This is a genomic window from Curtobacterium sp. MCBD17_030 (genome assembly GCF_003224255.1).
Lineage (GTDB): Bacteria > Actinomycetota > Actinomycetes > Actinomycetales > Microbacteriaceae > Curtobacterium.
In genome coordinates this window covers 19,840-38,796 of record NZ_QKLI01000012.1, presented here as the reverse complement: position 1 = coordinate 38,796, position 18,957 = coordinate 19,840, and the positions used below count along the sequence as shown (strand labels likewise).

18 protein-coding genes are annotated in these 18,957 nt (G+C 65.0%); 8 read left to right on the top strand and 10 right to left on the bottom strand.

All coding sequences use genetic code 11. The features are described 5' to 3' along the window. Positions 1-148 precede the first annotated feature (148 nt). The 4 genes from DEI89_RS11360 (at position 149) to DEI89_RS11350 (ending at position 2,479) form a co-directional block, all read left to right on the top strand. Entirely contained in the window at positions 149-775 is a 627-nt protein-coding gene (locus tag DEI89_RS11360; protein ID WP_110904165.1) for a hypothetical protein, read from the top strand. Positions 776-819: 44 nt separating this feature from the next. Beyond that, complete coding sequence (locus DEI89_RS11355; protein WP_110904164.1) at positions 820-1,350, top strand: hypothetical protein; 531 nt, start codon at positions 820-822, stop codon at positions 1,348-1,350. Positions 1,351-1,562: 212 nt separating this feature from the next. After that, positions 1,563-1,760, top strand: a complete 198-nt coding sequence (locus tag DEI89_RS18110) for a hypothetical protein (RefSeq protein ID WP_258368862.1) — start codon at positions 1,563-1,565, stop codon at positions 1,758-1,760. Then, entirely contained in the window at positions 1,757-2,479 is a 723-nt protein-coding gene (locus DEI89_RS11350; protein WP_309146524.1) for an MFS transporter, read from the top strand. The genes DEI89_RS18110 and DEI89_RS11350 overlap by 4 nt, the downstream gene beginning before the upstream one ends. Before the next feature lie 177 nt (positions 2,480-2,656). Here the strand turns inward: DEI89_RS11350 and DEI89_RS11345 are convergent, their stop codons facing one another. From DEI89_RS11345 to nrdH, 7 genes are all read right to left on the bottom strand, one after another. Next, the gene (locus tag DEI89_RS11345) at positions 2,657-3,112 is read right to left on the bottom strand and encodes a hypothetical protein (protein ID WP_181421608.1); all 456 of its coding nucleotides are present in this window, start codon (positions 3,110-3,112) and stop codon (positions 2,657-2,659) included. 515 nt (positions 3,113-3,627) lie between these two features. Beyond that, entirely contained in the window at positions 3,628-6,009 is a 2,382-nt protein-coding gene (locus tag DEI89_RS11340; RefSeq protein ID WP_146236764.1) for a P-loop ATPase, Sll1717 family, read from the bottom strand. A 17-nt stretch (positions 6,010-6,026) separates the two neighbouring features. Beyond that, the gene (locus tag DEI89_RS17365) at positions 6,027-6,857 is read right to left on the bottom strand and encodes a hypothetical protein (RefSeq protein WP_146236763.1); all 831 of its coding nucleotides are present in this window, start codon (positions 6,855-6,857) and stop codon (positions 6,027-6,029) included. A gap of 249 nt (positions 6,858-7,106) precedes the next feature. After that, positions 7,107-8,108, bottom strand: a complete 1,002-nt coding sequence (gene nrdF, locus DEI89_RS11335) for a class 1b ribonucleoside-diphosphate reductase subunit beta (protein ID WP_056119980.1) — start codon at positions 8,106-8,108, stop codon at positions 7,107-7,109. Between the two features lie 131 nt (positions 8,109-8,239). Beyond that, entirely contained in the window at positions 8,240-10,345 is a 2,106-nt protein-coding gene (nrdE, locus tag DEI89_RS11330; RefSeq protein WP_110904160.1) for a class 1b ribonucleoside-diphosphate reductase subunit alpha, read from the bottom strand. Between the two features lie 17 nt (positions 10,346-10,362). Continuing rightward, on the bottom strand, positions 10,363-10,779 hold the full coding sequence (nrdI, locus tag DEI89_RS11325; protein WP_110904159.1) for a class Ib ribonucleoside-diphosphate reductase assembly flavoprotein NrdI: 417 nt from the start codon (positions 10,777-10,779) through the stop codon (positions 10,363-10,365). A 121-nt stretch (positions 10,780-10,900) separates the two neighbouring features. Beyond that, positions 10,901-11,134, bottom strand: a complete 234-nt coding sequence (gene nrdH / locus DEI89_RS11320; RefSeq protein WP_058769310.1) for a glutaredoxin-like protein NrdH — start codon at positions 11,132-11,134, stop codon at positions 10,901-10,903. A gap of 365 nt (positions 11,135-11,499) precedes the next feature. Between nrdH and DEI89_RS11315 the strand changes: the two genes are divergently transcribed. Both DEI89_RS11315 and DEI89_RS11310 read left to right on the top strand, forming a co-directional pair. Further along, entirely contained in the window at positions 11,500-12,705 is a 1,206-nt protein-coding gene (locus DEI89_RS11315) for an MFS transporter (protein ID WP_110904158.1), read from the top strand. Between the two features lie 77 nt (positions 12,706-12,782). Then, complete coding sequence (locus tag DEI89_RS11310) at positions 12,783-13,601, top strand: aldo/keto reductase (protein ID WP_110904157.1); 819 nt, start codon at positions 12,783-12,785, stop codon at positions 13,599-13,601. A 122-nt stretch (positions 13,602-13,723) separates the two neighbouring features. Here DEI89_RS11310 and DEI89_RS11305 read toward each other — a convergent pair whose 3' ends face one another. Next, positions 13,724-14,053, bottom strand: coding sequence for a hypothetical protein (locus DEI89_RS11305; RefSeq protein WP_110904156.1), 330 nt, complete (start codon positions 14,051-14,053; stop codon positions 13,724-13,726). 111 nt (positions 14,054-14,164) lie between these two features. Between DEI89_RS11305 and DEI89_RS11300 the strand changes: the two genes are divergently transcribed. Then, positions 14,165-15,340: a hypothetical protein gene (locus DEI89_RS11300; RefSeq protein ID WP_146236762.1), complete on the top strand. Its 1,176-nt coding sequence runs from the start codon at positions 14,165-14,167 to the stop codon at positions 15,338-15,340. Positions 15,341-15,416: 76 nt separating this feature from the next. Beyond that, positions 15,417-15,938, top strand: coding sequence for a ribonuclease H (locus DEI89_RS11295; protein ID WP_110904154.1), 522 nt, complete (start codon positions 15,417-15,419; stop codon positions 15,936-15,938). Positions 15,939-16,018: 80 nt separating this feature from the next. Here DEI89_RS11295 and DEI89_RS11290 read toward each other — a convergent pair whose 3' ends face one another. Continuing rightward, a complete protein-coding gene (locus DEI89_RS11290; RefSeq protein ID WP_110904153.1) occupies positions 16,019-16,270 on the bottom strand; it encodes a DUF6458 family protein in 252 nt (83 codons plus the stop codon). Positions 16,271-16,329: 59 nt separating this feature from the next. Then, on the bottom strand, positions 16,330-18,885 hold the full coding sequence (locus tag DEI89_RS11285; protein WP_110904152.1) for an RNA helicase: 2,556 nt from the start codon (positions 18,883-18,885) through the stop codon (positions 16,330-16,332). Positions 18,886-18,957: the final 72 nt, after the last annotated feature.

Sequence of the window (18,957 nt, the reverse complement as noted above, 5' to 3'; positions counted from 1 at the left end):
ACGCAGCATCGAGGCCATCGCCTCGATCTGCGTCGCCGCAGCTGTCCTGTCCGGGTGCTCGTCGGGCTCCGACGATCAACATCCGCATGCCCAGCCCCTGGTGCACGCTCCTCCACGCTCGGCAGTAGCGACTCTCGACGCAGCAGCGATGGAGACCCTGGCGGCCGATATCCGCGCGACGGTACCTTGCACGCGGGCAGACACCCTGCTGGACGATCTCGCGTTCTGGGACAGCATGCGTGGCTTCGACTGCTTCGACCACGACGAGCCGACGTTCATCCGCGTCTACGCGCACGCGGCGTCGGTGCCACAGACCCTCGCGGAATGGGACGGCACGTTCGGAACCGGGCGTGTAGTCGCTCGGGGTGTGAACTGGTACGTCGTCGGTACTCCCGCAACCGTCTCGGCCGTGCGGCCTCCGGACGGAGCGCCGCGAACAGCGAACGATCTCGGGTCACCCGTTCCACTGACCCCCGAGCAGGACTACCTGACGACGTGCGTGCTGTACGTCTCGAGCGAGAGCCAGCGGTATGTGCAGCATCCGAAGCAGCGAAGCGCGTCCGCCGATCAGTACGGCGCACTCTTCCCCGGCGTCTCGGCCGCCACGCACGCGGCAGTCGACGATCTCGGGCGGGCCCGCGTGTTGGGGATCGTGGATAAGGACCGATGGATCGCGGCGTTGTCGCCGATCGGGCCGCGTCTCAAGGAGCAGTGCGCTGCTGCGTACCGGGCGGTCGGAGACTCCGTCCGCCCGCTCGACGGAGACCAAGGATGACCACGTCGCGGATCTCTCGCTCGGCCGGCAGAGGACCTACCTCAGTGTTGATCCTCGGTACCGCTGGCGCGGCCCTTCTCTCGATCGACAACCTGCTCGGTTTCGTCGGAACCCACGCAATCGACACAGCCTTCGTTCCGATGATCGCTGCGGTCTCCGTGTTGGCGGGTTTGCTGGCGGGTGTTGGCGGGGTGCTGGCTCGCGACATCACGCGTGTTGTCGTCGCCGTCGCCGTTGTCGGTTTCGTGGCCACGCGTTCCCCCGCCACCGGTGTCCATCTCTGGTTTCCCATCGCGGTCGCGCTGCAGGCCCTTGTCCCACTGGCTTTCGCTGCGGCAGGAGCGCTCATCCTGCGCCGTCATCAAGAACTCGCGATCGTGCGAGTTGTCGCGGCGCTCCTCGTGGGGCTCGCCCTGGCCTGGACTGCGACCGCATTCATCCCGGTTGCGCTCGCGGCGTTCCTCATCGTGCAGGCCGGCACGCTGCTCGTCGTGGTCATTCTGAGCTTGCGACCGGTCTTCCGCCTGAGTTGGAGTCTCGCGCGCGAGCTCTGGTCAAGCGCCGACGTCCGATGAGGGGTCGAGCAACACGGACCACCAGCAAACCCTTGCGGCAAACGGTGGTACTGACATCGGTACTGCAATCTGCCCGGCCCCTGGCGGCGGCGGAGCGGCATGCTCAGCCATCGTTGTCGTCCTCAGCGTCGCGCCAACCTCCATCGTCAAGGGCGGATCGAGCGTCGACTGCCGCTAGTTGGCACACATCTGATTCGACGCAGGGAAGGGCAATGCTCATGCGTGCATGGCTGCTGTACACACTGGTCGTCATCACTGCGCTCGCAGCACTTCTCGCAATCGGTGACAGCTTCCCGAAGCCATCGTCCGTCGTCTTCTTCGTCGGCACTCCGGTCGTCGTGATCGGGGCCGGCCTGGGCGCCAAGTTCGTCAGAGAGGTACGTACGCGCCGACGCACTCAGCAGCACTGACGTGGCACCTCGCCGTCTGGGCAGTCACCTCGGCAGCAGCACTCGTCCCCTGGCTCATCGTCCTCGGGGAGCAGCGCCGACTGCGCCGCGAGGACGCCGGTCCCGTCAACCCCGCACCCACCGTGGTCGTCACCCGCCTGTGGCGATCACGCGCCGCACTGTCGATCACCGCGCTCTTCTCCTCGAGCGCGATCTGCACCTACGCGGCCTTCGCCTGGCTACCCGAGATCCTGCAGGACGTCGCCAGATCGACCCCGACCGAGGCGGGCGTGCTCCCCGCCATCACTGGCCTCATCAGTGTTCCCGGCGCGCTGATCGCTCCCTTGCTCGTGCCTCGACTCCGCAACGTCGGCTGGCTGATAGCCGCTGGCGTCCTGAGCTTCGCACTCGGGTACCTCGCCCTGCTGCTCGCGCCGGCGCCGCTCACCCTGCTGTGGGTGCTCCTGATCGGCTGCGGCTCGATCCTGTTCCCCGTCTGCCTCGTACTGATCAACGTCCGCACCCGGACGCACGGCGGAACGGTCGCGTTGAGCGGCTTCGCCCAGGGCACCGCGTACGCACTCGGCGCACTCGGCCCGCTGCTGGTCGGACTGCTCCACGGCGCCAGTGGTGGTTGGACGCTGCCGCTGCTCTTCCTCCTCGCCGTCACGCTCGCGGCAGCGATCCCGTCGATCACACTCGGCCGTCCGACGTTCGTCGAGGACGAGCTCAGCCGGTAGCGGATGCGACCGACGCGGTCCATGCGATCAGCTTGAGCGGACATAGTCCGAAACGAGCTGTCGGCAGGCAGCTGAGTGCGCTGCTCCGTCTGGTCGGCCTGGAGGCTCGGTGCCGGCTGGTACCGAGCCTCCCGTCCGGATCAGGGTCACAGACACGCGGCGGCTGCGCCCCACCCCTCACATGTCGGCGATGAGACGGAGCGGGTAGCCGTCGGGGACCGTCTGGTGTTCGACGTAGTGCACGAACACCGGCGCTGCCTGGTCGGCCGTGAAGAGCTCTGACGGGTGCCGCGGCTCGTGAGCAGCCTGCACGTCAATGGTCTCGGTGAGCGGTTCGGCGAGGTCGTGGTCACGGCCGATCACGTAGAACCGGTACTCGCCGTCGTCCTCAAGACGGCGGAGCTCGACGCTCATCTTCTCCGCGCTGCCCCCGGCCTGGAGGTAGGAGTTGCCGTACTCGTCAATGACCGACTGCGAACCGGCGCGCCAGGTCTGATCGTCGATCGGTGCGGAGAAGACGAGCCACGCGAAGTGGTCGCCGTTGTCGAGCAGCCCAAGGCTGCGGCGGATCTGGTCAGGGATCGGGCGGAACGTGTCGTTCAGGACGCTGCTGACAGAACCGTTGGTCTTCATGATGATCAAAGCGGGCTACTCCACGTGCTCGTAGGCGACAGAGGTGATCTTGATGCGCTCCCCACGCAGCGTGGCACACGCAGGCTTGTCATAGGAAACGCCGTTGTCAAACGCCTCCTGACTGGCGTCCTCCGACGTGCTCTCTTCACTTCGAGTGCTTCGTACCTGCCGTACCGCTTCCTCGTCTGACCGTCGTACTGGTAGCCCCGGTCTGCTCCTTCCTGTGATGCGCGCAGGCGAGCGCGGTCGGCATTGAGCCCGCGCTGTTCCTCGTACTGCTTGAATACTTGCGCATACTTCTGCGCAGAGTGAGACGGGTTCACGGAAGCCCGGAACACGTCGGCATAGACCGGCACCTTCAGAGCGCCCACAGGGAAGTGACCTTTCAGAGGTCAACAAGCCTGCCTCTACCCTCTTCAACGACGACGCGCACGACTATGACCGCGGCACTCAAACGCTCAGCCGGGCGCCTCCGTCTAAGTCATACAAACTGTGTCGTAAACCACCTGTGAACTTCAGTCAGCCCCAGGAATGTCGAGCGTCACATCCTTGATGTCTGCATCATGCAGATCATCGTCGCGGACATCAAGGTCGGCACGAAAGGCTGGATGAATGCGGAACATAACGTCCCCACCGACCCGCCGTGCGTACCTTTCACCCAACTTTGAGACCTTCCGCGCCTCGCGGCGCCCTTCTACGTGCCGGAACTCTCCGGGTTGGACTTCAACGCCCAGGAAGCTAGTCTGGATAAGCCAGTCCCTGACGATCTCCCATTCCGACCTATCGCCAATCGCTGAACGCAATTCCGTTTCAGATAGCGTCGAATCCAAACCAGTAAACCCGTAGAGCACGTCTTCTAAGTCGAAGGACTCCGCGTCACCCTCCACCATCAGCGCATCAACGGCAAAGCGCGAGTATATCTTCTCTGCAAACAGAATGTCGGACGACTTGATGATCGCGTGCTGCCTATCCAGCGCCGTCGTTAAAGCGGCATTTGCGAGGAATACGAAATCTCTCGGGCGAGGAAGAATGCGCCACATCAAGTAATCACGGGTTTCCAGACCCCGCACCTCAGTATCAAAAAGATCAGCCCACAAATTCAAGTCTGTTCTCTTCGTTGTCCTCTTGGCCGCGAATCGCTCTTCAAGTACTCGCGAAAGCAGCTCTTCGTCGTGCCATTGAACAACTCGAACGTCAATTTTGTCGGGTTCACGAGCGTGCACGGCAAGCGCATCGTGAATATCAGTTCGAAGAAAGACCGCGAGGCTCACTCTGAAAGCCGATCCTTTGGCTTCCTCACGCGCGAACTCCTTCTGCACTCTCCCAATTGTCGTGAGAAGCGCCAGGATAAACCTCGACAACGTCCTGTAATCGGCACCCCGCTCCCAAGTTTTATCTAGATTGTCCAACAGCACAGCCACACGGTCAAAGGTCCTGAGAGTCGAAGTGATGTGACTTCTAAGCGCACCTAAACGTTGAAGCTTCAGCGCACGACTTACGAACTGCTGCGAGGATTCACCGTCGCGTTTTTCGTCACGACGAAGCTGGTCAAGCAGCCGCTCCAAGCGAACTGAGATGTCCTCGTCGGGCCACGCACCTAATTCTCCAAGCTCACTCTCGAGCGCCTGAAGCTCGAGGTTGGCACCGCCTCGCGCTGGCTGCTCCGACGCGAACGACAACGCCCGAAGACCGATCTCAGTGTAGAGTAGGTAGGTCCACACACTGAGCATTAAATACTCACCTGCCAAATCCCCCGGCATCGCGGCGAGCAACTCAGTCATGGCGCCGAATTCATAGGAGGTCGGCTTCACAGCGACTACAAGATTGCGCCGGTCTTTTCTAAGCTCTTCTACCGCCTGCGACATCGTCGCCGTCTTCCCGGTCCCTTTTCGTCCGACGAAGACGGTGGCGGTACCATCAATGACCGCGCGAAACTGGCTGGTCTGCACGAAGTAGTCGCTTAACTCGTCCTTCTCATATTCGGCAACGTACTGCCCAAACGATTGAATCGGCAGTTCGACCCGTAGATTGAGCCGCCCAAGACGCCTGTTTGTCCCCGGAGCAGTGGGCAAGTCCTCAAGCCACGCCTCAACATGCTCCTGCAATCCAATAGGGCTGGAGTAGATGTAGCCGCAGTCACCGAAACGAGCATCTGGCGGGAAAACGCCCTCGACTACCAACAAAAGTGGTATCTGGAAGCCTCGCACAACACCGGCGATGAAGAACACGCGCAGATTGTGTTCTGCACTACGAGCTGCTCGAGGGGAGAGGAGATGCAAAATCGCAGCCGAAGCTCGATAAACTTCCTTGACATAGAAATCGAGCGGTGCAATCCCAAGATCATCGCCTGCACCGATGATCTTTGCAACAGCCTGGCGCTCCAGGAACTTTTCGAGTACACGCGCCGCTTGAAATTTCACGGGAGCCGATGGAGCGAAGACCGCGTCCGCTTCCCGCGGCCTGCCGCCAGCAAGCAAAGTCACGAGAAGTTGCTGACTCTGTTCATCGTCTCTCTGATACCAACCACCGAGCAGGCTAGGCAGAGACCCGTCATAATCGATCCGGCATGCGGACGGAAGAATTGCCGTTTCTCGCCACAGTCGTACTGCCTGGGAATTAGAAGTGTCTAGGCACAGGTGCGTCTTTTTGCCCGACGCCAGAGCGCAACCAGCCGCAAAGAGTGACATTGCCTGAAGGCCTGTCATCTCGATGAGAATCACCTCGGCAGCGTCGATTGCTGTCTCTAGCGAACTCCGGTCGTCGTCGACCGGCTTGTCACCTATCCGCAGCAAACGCACTTTTGACCCCGTCTTCAGCAACTCTTCCTGAAGACCCTCGAGGACGAGATTATTTCTACTGCCGACCAACAACACACTTTGAGACGAGGCCTTGGTCATACCCGATCCTACTCTGGTCAGTTGTCTTTGGAGAATCGCCGAAAGCGTTCCATGCCAGCTGTTAATGTAGCAGAAAGATCCCTCGTTCCATCAAGCAAATCCCGCAACGACGCTACCGAAAAGCGTCCTGCTCCTTCGTGCACAAGCTGATTCCGAAGACCCTGAGCCCGCCTGAGCACGTCAAGTACATGTCGTGGGATGAACCCGCGTTCGCTTAGGGTGCGGAAGGCAATCCGTATTGCCGACGGACCTTGGGGAACAGGTCGATTGCCTATGATGTCTGGCGGTAGTTCGGATAGCGCCTGCGAGGCTTGAGTCTCGAGAGCGCTCCACGTATCCAGGATCTTCCGAAGGAGGGAATTGCGCTCATCATCCGTGGTACGACCCAACGCATGGCGTGCAATTTCCAAGTATGTTGAGATGACAGGTTCACCCAGATCGACAGTCTCCGGTCGAGACTCCTCCAAATCTGGACTCGCTTCAGCTTGCGATTCGGTCGTACTCTCCGCTGCTGAAGGGTCTTTGCCGTTTTTCTTCGCGGCAGATATCCCATCCTCACCGGCCGTGTCTTCGGCGATAGAAGCAGCATCCTCTCGGACGCTTTCCGCTCCCTTTGCAAAGCTCACAGATGTTCCAAGCCCCTCAAAATTCTCGACGCGAGCGATTAGCGAAGAGATCGGCGCACGAAGAACTATGACGGCGATGACCACGACGATCGGCCAGGCGAAATTTTTCAGAGTGGTCAGAAATACCTGAAACACGCTCCGCTGTGGCACGTGTTGGGTCCAAGCAAACGCCGTCGAAGGAAGCGCTTGAAACAGCAGCACGGTTGCGACAAGCCAGAACATTATTTCGGCACGTCGCCATCCAATCCGGCGTATCCCCAGGAGGGCTGTAGTCGCCCACGCTACGCAAGCCATCACCGCGAGAGCGTCCGCCGCCACCAGCGGGTTCGGCAGAAATACCGATTGCCTCGGAAACACGAAGGTGATCTTTAGCGCGAGCAGAACGACGATTAGAGCTATGCGAAGCCGTAAACCCCGCGAAACCGCGGGCCCAGACTGTGAGCTCGACCTTATTCCCCCCATGATGAAGGACTAAAAGTCCCAGTCCTCGTCCTCAGTGCTCTCCGCCTTGCCGATGACGTACGACGACCCAGACCCCGAGAAGAAGTCGTGGTTCTCGTCCGCGTTTGGCGACAGCGCCGACAGGATCGCCGGGTTCACGTCCGTCGTCTCCTTGGGGAACATCGGCTCGTAGCCCAGGTTCATCAGCGCCTTGTTGGCGTTGTAGTGCAGGAACTTCTTGACGTCCTCGGTCAGCCCGACCTGGTCGTAGAGGTCTTGCGTGTACTGGATCTCGTTCTCGTACAGCTCGAACAGCAGGCTGAACGTGTAGTCCTTGATCTCCTGCTTGCGCTCTTCGGAGGCCCCCTCGAGCCCCTTCTGGAACTTGTACCCTATGTAGTACCCGTGGACGGCTTCGTCGCGGATGATCAGGCGGATCAGGTCAGCGGTGTTGGTGAGCTTCGCGCGCGAAGACCAGTACATCGGCAGGTAGAAGCCGGAGTAGAACAGGAACGACTCGAGCAGGGTCGACGCGACCTTGCGCTTCAGGGGGTCGTCACCGGTGTAGTAGTCGAGGACGATCTGGGCCTTCTTCTGCAGGTTCACGTTCTCGGTGGACCACCGGAAGGCGTCGTCGATCTCGGGCGTCGACGCCAGGGTCGAGAAGATCGAGGAGTAGCTCTTGGCGTGCACCGACTCCATGAACGCGATGTTCGTGTAGACGGACTCCTCGTGCGGGGTGATCGCGTCGGGGATCAGGCTGATTGCGCCGACGGTGCCCTGGATGGTGTCGAGGAGCGTCAGACCGGTGAACACGCGCATGGTGAGCTGCTGCTCCTCGGGCGTGAGGGTGTTCCACGACTGCACGTCGTTCGACAGCGGCACCTTCTCGGGCAGCCAGAAGTTGTTGACGAGGCGGTTCCAGACCTCGACGTCCTTCTCGTCCTGGATGCGGTTCCAGTTGATCGCGCTGACCGAACGGATCAGCGGGACGGCTTTGCCGGTGGCGTGGACCGGGTCGGTGAGAGTCATTGCTTCTTCCGGAATTGAGATGGTGACGAATCGATGGACTGGAGGCGCGGTGCGGGCTGGCACCGCGCCTCCAGGCCGGGGGTGGTCGCGTCAGCGACCGAGACGACGCAGCATGCACGACGCCTTAGGCGTCACAACATGCACGAAACGCAGCCCTCGACCTCGGTGCCCTCGAGCGCGAGCTGGCGGAGACGGATGTAGTAGATCGTCTTGATGCCCTTGCGCCATGCGTAGATCTGCGCCTTGTTGATGTCGCGCGTGGTTGCGGTGTCCTTGAAGAACAGCGTCAGCGACAGGCCCTGGTCGACGTGCTGGGTGGCAGCGGCGTAGGTGTCGATGATCTTCTCGGGGCCGATCTCGTACGCGTCCTGGTAGTAGTCCAGGTTGTCGTTCGTCATGAACGGCGCCGGGTAGTAGACGCGGCCGAGCTTGCCTTCCTTGCGGATCTCGATCTTCGACGCGATCGGGTGGATCGACGACGTCGAGTGGTTGATGTACGAGATCGAACCGGTCGGCGGGACGGCCTGCAGGTTCTGGTTGTAGATGCCGTACTGCTGGATGGAGGCCTTCAGCGCCTTCCAGTCGTCCTGCGTCGGGATGGTGATGTTCGCGTTGTCGAACAGCGACGCGACGCGGGGCGTGGCCGGCGTCCAGACCTGGTCGGTGTACTTGTCGAAGAACTCACCCGACGCGTACTTCGAGTCGCGGAAGCCGTCGAAGGTCTCCCCGGTCTCGATGGCGATGTTGTTCGAGGCGCGCAGGGCGTGGAACAGCACCGTGTAGAAGTAGATGTTCGTGAAGTCGATGCCCTCTTCGGAGCCGTAGTACACGCGCTCACGAGCGAGGTAGCCGTGCAGGTTCATCTGGCCGAGGCCGATGGCGTGCGACTTGTCGTTGCCGTCCTCGACCGAGCGGACCGACGAGATGTGCGACATCTGCGAGACCGAGGTCAGGCCGCGGATCGCGGTCTCGATGGTCTTGCCGAAGTCCGGCGAGTCCATCGTCAGCGCGATGTTCAGCGACCCGAGGTTGCAGGAGATGTCCTTGCCGATCTCCTTGTAGGACAGGTCCTCGTTGAAGGTGGTCGGGGTGTTGACCTGCAGGATCTCCGAGCACAGGTTGGACATGTTGATCCGACCCTTGATCGGGTTCGCCTTGTTCACCGTGTCCTCGAACACGATGTACGGGTAGCCCGACTCGAACTGGATCTCGGCGATGGTCGTGAAGAAGTCACGCGCCTTGATCTTCGTCTTCTTGATACGCGAGTCGTCGACCATCGCGCGGTAGTTCTCGGAGATCGGGACATCACCGAACGGAACGCCGTAGACCTTCTCGACGTCGTACGGCGAGAACAGGTACATGTCCTCGTTGTTCTTCGCGAGCTCGAACGTGATGTCCGGCACGACGACACCGAGCGACAGCGTCTTGATGCGGATCTTCTCGTCCGCGTTCTCGCGCTTGGTGTCGAGGAACTTCATGATGTCGGGGTGGTGGGCGCTGAGGTAGACCGCGCCAGCACCCTGACGCGCACCGAGCTGGTTCGCGTAGGAGAACGAGTCTTCCAGCAACTTCATCACGGGGATGATGCCCGAGGACTGGTTCTCGATCTGCTTGATCGGGGCGCCGGCCTCGCGGATGTTCGACAGGAGCAAGGCCACGCCGCCGCCGCGCTTCGAGAGCTGCAGCGAGGAGTTGATGCCGCGCGAGATCGACTCCATGTTGTCCTCGATGCGGAGGAGGAAGCAGGAGACGAGCTCGCCGCGCTGGGCCTTCGCGGTGTTGAGGAACGTCGGGGTGGCGGGCTGGAAGCGGCCGGCGATGATCTCCTCGACGAGGTCGATCGCGAGCTGCTCGTTGCCCTGCGCCAGGCCGAGCGCGGTCATCACGACACGGTCCTCGAAGCGCTCGAGGTAGCGCTTGCCGTCGAACGTCTTGAGCGTGTAGCTCGTGTAGTACTTGAACGCACCGAGGAACGTCTGGAACCGGAACTTCTTCGAGTACGCCAGGTCGTTGAGCCGCTGGATGAAGTCCATCGAGTACAGGTCGATCGTCGCCTGCTCGTAGTACTCGTTCTCGACCAGGTAGTCCAGCCGCTCCTTCAGGTTGTGGAAGAAGACGGTGTTCTGGTTGACGTGCTGCAGGAAGAACTGCTTGGCCGCCTCACGATCCTTGTCGAACTGGATGTTCCCGTCCGCGTCGTAGAGGTTGAGCATCGCGTTGAGGGAGTGGTAGTCCATCCCCGTCTGCGGAGACGTCAGATCGACGTCTGCAACTGCTGCGTCCAAAATGCTTCCAATCCTGAGTTGACCGCCACCACGTCGTCGGGGGTCCCGAAGACTTCGAAGCGGTAGAGAACGGGGACTCCGCACTTGCGCGCGACGATGTCCCCGGCGAGACCGAACGCCTCGCCGAAGTTGGTGTTCCCGCCGACGATGACGCCCCGGATCAGTGCCCGGTTGTGTTCGTCGTTGAGGAACTTGATGACCTGCTTGGGGACCGCTCCGTGTCCGTTGCCGCCACCGTAGGTGGGGAGGACCAGGACGTACGGGCCGTCCGCCCGCAGGGGCGGCTCACTCGCGTGCAGCGGGATCCGGTCGGCGTCCTGGCCGAGCTTCTCCACGAACCGGGCGGTGTTGCCCGAGACACTCGAGAAGTAGACGAGGCGGCTCATGGTGCGCTCCCTGACGAAGGTGCGGACTGCGGACCGGAGGGTGCGGTGGGGGGGGGGTGGGACGAGCCTCCTGGCCGTCCACCCGCCACCGGGCGTCGCGGGCCGAGTGGCCCGCGAGGCGTCAGGCCAGTTCGGCGCTGAGGGTGGCGATCTTGTCGGGGCGGAAGCCCGACCAGTGGTCGTCGTCGGTCACGACGACGGGGGCCTGCATGTAGCCGAGGCTCTTGACGTGCTCGAGTGCGGCTTCGTCCGTGGAGACGTCGTGCACCTCGTACTGGATGCCCTTGTTGTCGAGGGCGCGGTACGTCGCAGTGCACTGGACGCAGGACGGCTTGGTGTACACGGTGACGGCCATGATCTCCCCTGGTTCTGGGCCCGGTTGGAGGCCCGTCGTTCTGGTGCTGTGTTGTCGATGACGCTACTACATGTAGTGCCCGATGGGCGGGTGGACCACTAGAGGAAGTGTTACACCCCTGTAGTTTCCACAACGTCATCCACAGTCTGTGGATTCCCGTGAGGCCCGGTTTTCCGCCACTCTGCCACCGCCCACCGACACTTCCCACACCCTGTTGGGGGGCCTTCTCCACGGGTGTGGAAACCTCCCGCTCGGCGTGTCTGAGAGCGCTGCGCGGACACCGCCCCGAGCGCCGTCCCCCGCACGGGTGGCACGGTTCTCCACAGCCGCCGCAACGCGGTCCGTCCAGTCCGTACACTCGTCTCGTGAGCGCGTACGGGTCCCTGCTGAAGACGCCCGGGGTCGGCAGAGTCATCGCCGCGCAACTCACCGCGCGGTTCCCGTTCGGCATGCTGTCGCTGGCGTACCTGCTGCACGTCGAGCACATCTTCGACTCGTACGGCGCAGCAGGACTCGTCCTGGCGACCACGAGCATCGGCCAGGCCCTCGCCGGTCCGCTCACCAGCCGCTGGATGGGCCGCTGGGGCATGCGCCCCGTCCTCATCCTGACGAGCGTCGTGGCGCTGGTGACGATGGGCGTCATCGCCTTCTTCGTGATGCCGCTCTGGGCCTACGTCGTGATCGGCTTCGTCGGCGGTCTGGCGGTCCCGCCGGTGCAGCCCGCCGTCCGCACCATCTACCCGAAGATGGTCACGTCCTCGCAGCTCACCCCGCTCTTCTCCCTCGACGCCAGCGCCCAGGAGCTCATCTGGGTCGCCGGCCCGGTCATCACCACGTTCGTCGCGACGCAGATCGGCACGGTCCAGGCGATCGTCGTCGCGATGGTGTTCCTGCTCATCGGTGGCGCCTGGTTCATCGCCTCGCCCGAGCTCGGCCGGGTCCGCATCCCCCGCTCGAAGCGCGCGTTCGGGGTCGTCATGAAGCGGCCGTCGGTCGTGGTCGCCACCGTCACGGGCCTGCTGCTCATCGGCGCGTGTGCCGCGGTGGAGGCCAGCGTCACCAGCGTCTTCGGCGAGGGCAGCCCGAACGCCGGCATCGTCCTCGCCGTGTTCGCGGTCGGGTCGCTCGTCGGCGGTCTCGCGCTGGGGCACCTCCCGATCTCGCCGAACGCCCTCTGGTTGCGCATGACGATCGTCTTCGTCGGACTCGTGCTCGCGGTCGGCAACCCGACCTTCTGGTGGCTCTGCATCTCGCTGGTCATCGCCGGTGCCGGCATCGCCCCGGCGCTGACGGTGATGTTCGGCTCGGTCTCCGCCACCGTCAAGTTCTCCGACACGGCCGAGGCCTACGGATGGATGGGCACCGGCCAGCTCATCGGCGCCGCTGGCGGCTCCGCGGTCGCGGGCTTCCTGATCGACAGCAACGGCCCGAGCGGCGGGCTGATGGTCGGAGCCGTGATGGCGGCGGCCGGTGTCGTCTTCCCCCTGGTCGTGCGCCGGTGGTTGCCCGACCTGCGTGGTCGTGACGCCAGCCCGCTGCCCGACACCGAGCCGGTCCACCTCCCCACCTGATCCGTCGGTCCGGGAGTTCTCCACAGGACGTCCTGGAGGCGCGGCTCGCCCCCCGTCACGGCGGGCAGGATGGGTGCATGGTCACCTCCACCCCCCTCCGCGACGGCCGGAGCATCCCCACCATCGGCTTCGGCGTCTACAAGGTCGACGACTCCGAAGCGGCGACGGCCGTCGGTCTCGCACTGGACGCCGGGTACCGGCACGTCGACACGGCCGAGATGTACGGCAACGAGCGTGGCGTCGGGCAGGCGATCCGGGCCTCCCGGCTGGAGCGCGATGACGTGTTCGTGACCACGAAGGTGTGGAACGAGCACCAGGGGCGTGACGGCACGCTGCGGGCGTTCGACGCCAGTCTCGAGCGGTTGGGGCTCGACGCGGTCGACCTGTACCTGATCCACTGGCCGGCGGCCGCGAACGACCGCTACGTCGAGACCTGGCGCACCCTCGTCGAACTCCGCGAGTCCGGGCGGGCGCGCAGTGTCGGCGTCTCGAACTTCCAGGTGCCGCACCTCGAGCGGATCATCGACGAGACCGGCGAGGTCCCCGCCGTCAACCAGGTCGAACGGCACCCGTGGTTGCCGCAGCGCGAACTGATGGCGTTCCACGAGCAGCACGGCATCGTCACGGCCGCGTGGTCCCCGCTCGGCCGCGGGCGACTGATCGAGGACCCGGTCCTGGTCGGCATCGCCGCCGCGCACGACGTCAGCGTCGCCCAGGTGCTGGTCCGGTGGAACGTGCAGCAGGGGGTCGTCGTCCTGCCGAAGTCCGTGACGCCGTCAAGGATCCGCTCGAACCTCGACGTCGACGGCTTCGTCCTGACGGACGACGAACTCGCCGCGATCGCCGGCCTCGAGTCCGGTCAGCGCACGGGCTCGCACCCCGACACCGTCGCCTGAGCGGGCCGGCAACCGCGCCCGCCTGCCGCGTCCGCCGCGGAACACCGGTGTTCGTCAGTCGCGCCGCGGAATCCCGCGGCGTCACCGGCGAACACCGGTGTTCCGCGTGGGCCTCGAGCCGCTCAGCCCTGGCGGTCCTCCTCAGACTGCCACGGCAGGTGCAGATCGCCCGGCTCCGGTTCGACGTCGCCGGCGTCGTCCGCGCCGCCGGTCCCCGGGGCTGCGACGACCCGCGACGGGTCGATGCCGTCCTCGCGCAGGTCGGCGTCGTCACGCTGCTTCGTCTGGGACGCGTCCATCTCCCGCTCGCTCGAGGGGCTGTACGACGTGTCGGCGGCGCGCTGTTCACGCCCGCTCACCCCGTCGACGTCGTCGCTGTGCGCTGCCGAGGTCAGGGCGTCGGAGCGGTCCCGGTCGTCAGAGTGCTCGGGGCCTGCGATGTCGTTGCTCATGCTGTTTCCTCCCGTTTCCCCGAACGCTAGGCGGCGGACGGCGTCGAGCTCCCAGGCCGTCCATCCGATCGGGGCACAACCGGCTCCCGCACGCACCAGTACGGTCGAAGCGTGATGGATCCTCGCGCCCTGGCCACCGACGAGCTCCGACCCGGGGAGCGCCTGCTGTGGGTCGGGCAGAGCGATCCCGCGCGGCTGTTCACCGGACGCGACGGCTTCCTCGTGCCTTTCAGCATCCTGTGGGGCGGCTTCGCGATCTTCTGGGAGGTCGGCGTCCTCACCACCGGAGCACCGTGGTTCTTCGCCCTCTTCGGTAGCGTCTTCGTCCTCATCGGGCTGCACCTGATCGTCGGCCGGTTCTTCGTGAAGCGCCACCGGAAGCGCACGGAGGCTTTCGCCGTGACCGACCGGCGAGCGTTCATCACGAACGGGCGCAGCAGCCGTGAGACCGATGTCAGCCGGACGGACCGGGACATCAACTGGACCCGCGGTCGAACCCATTGCTCAGTCGAGTGGGGTGGCAGCTCCGGGCGAGGAGTGTTCGGCGGCGGCGGGTTCGGCGCCCCAACCTCCAGCACCTCTACGCCAACACGGGCCTCGACGGGTTCTTCGGTCCTCGTCCGATGGCGTTCTACGACGTCTCGGACGGCAAGGCCCTGGTCCAGGCACTCGATGACGCAGCCCGACGCTGACGGCTCCTGCCCCACCGGGTCGGCGAGCCCCGAGCAACGGGCCCTCGTCGACGGACAACTCCGCCCGGGTGAGCATCTCCTCTGGGTCGGCCACAGTGACCTGCAGCGGATCTTCGTCGACGCTGACCGGTACCTGATCCCCTTCAGCGCTTTCTTCCTCGTCATCGTGACGAGCTTCCTCGTGGCGGCCGCCCGCTCGCACGCGAACCCGGCGGTCCTCGTCCTGTTGTCCGCCCTCGTCCTGGTCGGCCTGCACATGGGCGCCGGCCGGTTCCTCGTCAAGCGCCACCGCAAGCGCACCGACGTCTACGCCGTGACGACGGAGCGGGCACTCGTCACGAACGGCCGGCGGACCCGCGAGACCGACGCCCACCGCCCCGACTGGTACGTGGACCGGACGGCGGAGCACGTCACCGTGCAGTGGGACGACGTCAGCGACCTCGACACGCTCTTCTGGGGTGGCAGCGCTGCTGCCCAGCAGTACGCGAACACGGGCCTCGACGGCCTGCCCGGGGCGCGGGAGAACTTCGCCATGTACGACGTCACGGACGGCGACGGACTCGTCGCGGCGCTCCGCCACACCTCCGGTCGCTGACCCGGCCGGGAGGCACGGCTCACCCCGCAGGTCCGTTACGCTCGTCGGGCACTCGCCACCACCAGGAGGTCCCACCGTGACGATCGTCGCCGCCGCTGACGGCTCAGCCCTCGGCAACCCCGGCCCTGCCGGCTGGGCCTGGTACGTGGACGACGACCGCTGGGCTGCCGGAGGCTGGCCCCGCGGCACCAACAACCAGGGCGAGCTGACCGCCGTCCTGCAACTCCTCAAGGCCACGAAGGACACCGGCGAACCGCTGCACATCCTCTGCGACAGTCAGTACGCGATCAAGGCCTGCACCGAGTGGCTCGCCGGCTGGAAGCGCAAGGGCTGGCGGAAGGCCGACGGCAAGCCGGTGCTCAACGTGGAGATCATCCAGGAGCTCGACGCCGAGCTGCAGGGCCGCAAGGTGACGTTCGAGTGGGTCCGTGGGCACATGGGCCACGAGATGAACGAGGCAGCCGACGTCCGTGCCCGCGGTGCGGCGACGGCGTACCAGAACCGCACCGAGGTCCCGACCGGACCGGGCTGGCCGGGCGTCGACGTCTCGGAGCCGGCACCGATCCCCGAGGTCGCTCCCCCCGCGACGCTCTTCTAGACCGCAGGACCGACAGCCACACGACAGACAGCGGAGGGCGGGACCGTTCGGTCCCGCCCTCGCTGTCGGTCGTACTGGATTCAGTATGTGCCGTCGCGGCGGTCCTGCCGGGTGATCTGCTCGCCGGAGGCCGGGTCGACCCCGGACCGCGTGGTGGTGGTCGTCCGACGTCCGCCGAAGCCGACCGCCAGGCTGATGATGAGCAGGATGACGCCGGCGGCCATCAGGATGTAGCCGATGAGGCGCAGGTCGATGCCGGCGATCTGGTAGTCGACCGCGAACGCGACGATGGCGCCGATCACGATCAAGGCGATGCTGGAGCCGATTCGCATGGGGTTCCTTCCGTGGGCTGCGGCTGACCGTACCCGGTGGGCAGCCCGCGTGTTCTGGCTCAGTCGACGTCGACCTCGGCCCACCCGTCGAAGCGTCCGATCTCGGTGACGCGGACCACGGCCTCGCCGGCGTCGTCGGAGGCGTCGAGGTCGATGGTCGCCGAGAAGCCGAAGTCCTTGTCGCCCGCCGGGTCGGCGAAGATCTGCCGCGCACGCCAGGAGCGCCCCTGTTCGGAGAGCACGAGGTACTGCATGGACCGGGCTTCCGCGTCGATGCCGATCGTGTCGTGCTCGTCGTAGTACTCCTCGAGCACGTTGTCCCACGCGTGCTGGTCGAACCCGGCGGTGGCGTCGAGTTCGCCGAGTCCTTCGATGTCGTCCCGGGCGGCCAGCAGCACCCGCTGGAAGAGGGCGTTGCGCACGAGGACCCGGAAGGCCCGGACGTTGCCGGTCAGGCGGGCGGGCTGCGGCGGCGCGATCTCCTCGTGCTCCGCTTCGGCGAGCGCGATGTCCCCGTTCATCAGCGCTTCCCACTCGTCGACGAGCGAGGAGTCGACCTGGCGGACGAGCTCGCCGAGCCACTCGATGATGTCGTCGAGCTCCTGGGTGCGGTGTTCATCCGCGATGGTCTGCCGCATGGTGCGGTAAGCGTCCGACAGGTACCGCAGCACCAGGCCCTCGGAGCGCGTGAGCTGGTAGAAGCGCACGTAGTCGCCGAAGGTCATCGCCCGCTCGTACATGTCGCGGACGACGGACTTCGGGGAGAGCGAGAAGTCGAGCACCCAGGGCTGTTCGTCGGCGTAGCTCTCGTACGCGGCGGTCAGGAGTTCGTCGAGTGGTTTCGGCCAGGTGACCTCTTCGAGGAGCTCCATCCGCTCGTCGTACTCGATGCCCTCCTGTTTCATCCGGGCGACCGCTTCGCCGCGTTCCTTGAACTGCTGCTGCGACAGGATCGCGCGCGGGTCGTCGAGGGTCGCTTCGACGATGGACACCATGTCGAGAGCGAAGGTCGGCGACTCCGGGTCGAGCAGTTCGAACGCGGCGAGCGCGAACGGTGACAGTGGCTGGTTGAGCGCGAAGTTCGCCTGCAGGTCCACGGTCAGTCGGTAGGTGCCGTCGACCTTCTCGATGACACGGGCGTTGATCAGCGTCCGCGCGATCGTCAGCGCCCGACGTGCCATCGCGAGCTGACGGGCACGCGGTTCGTGGTTGTCGTAGACCAGGGAGCGGACGTCCTCGAACGCGTCCCCGCCGCGGGCGACGACGGACAGCACCATGGCGTGCGTGATCCGCATCCGGGACACCATCGGCTCGGGCTCGGCGGCGATCAGGCGTTCGAACGACGCCTGGCCCCAGGACACGAAGCCCTCGGGTGCCTTCTTCCGCTTGATCTTGTTCTTCTTCTTCGGGTCGTCGCCGGCCTTGGCGACCGCGCGGGCGTTCTCGATGTCGTGCTCGGGTGCCTCAGCGACGACGTCGCCCTCGGTGTCGTACCCGGCACGTCCGGCACGACCGGCGATCTGGTGGAACTCGCGGGCGGAGAGCTGGCGCATCTTGGTGCCGTCGAACTTCGTCAGACCGGTGAACAGGACGGCGCGGATCGGCACGTTGATGCCGACGCCGAGGGTGTCGGTGCCGCAGATGACGGGCAGCAGGCCACGCTGGGCGAGCTGTTCGACCAGGCGCCGGTACTTCGGCAGCATGCCGGCGTGGTGCACGCCGATGCCCGCCCGGATCAGGCGTGACAGGGTCTGCCCGAACCCGGCGCTGAAGCGGAAGCCGGCGATGGCCTCGGCGATCTGGTCTCGGCGTTCCCGTGACGCGACCTTCGCCGACATGAGTGCCTGCGCCCGCTCGAGTGCCGCGGCCTGGGCGAAGTGCACGATGTAGACGGGTGCCTTGCCCTCGTCGAGCAGCCGTTCGACGGTCTCCTGCACGGGGGTCATCACGTACTCGTACTCGAGCGGCACGGGGCGCGAGACACCGGTGACCCGTGCGGTCGACCGACCGGTACGCCGGGAGAGGTCGTCCGCGATCGTGGTGACGTCGCCGAGGGTGGCGGACATCAGCAGGAACTGCGCCTTCTCGAGCACGAGCAGCGGCACCTGCCACGCCCACCCCCGGTCGGCGTCGCCGTAGAAGTGGAACTCGTCCATGACCACGACGTCGACGTCTGCGTCGGGACCCTGGCGGAGCGCGAGGTTCGCGAGGATCTCGGCGGTGCAGCAGACGATCGGGGCGTCGGCGTTGACGGCGGAGTCGCCCGTGACCATGCCGACGTTCTGGGCGCCGAACAGGTCGACGAGCTGGAAGAACTTCTCGGACACGAGGGCCTTGATCGGCGCGGTGTAGTAGCTGCGCTTGCCCTCCGCGAGCGCGGCGAAGTGCGCACCGGCGGCGACGAGGGACTTGCCGGTGCCGGTCGGGGTGCTCAGGACGACGTTGGCACCGGAGACGAGTTCGATGAGGGCTTCGTCCTGCGCCGGGTAGAGCGGACGTCCGCCGGAGGCCGCCCACTCGGCGAAGGCGAGGTAGACGGCGTCCGGATCGACGACACCGCCCTCGGCCGCCGGCAGTGCGGCGACGAGCGGAGGGGCGGTGGTGACGTCGGTCATGTGCCCATCCTCCCAGCCCCACGCCTGACACGGCCCGCACCTCCCGCATATCCATGCGCTCGCATAGACTCG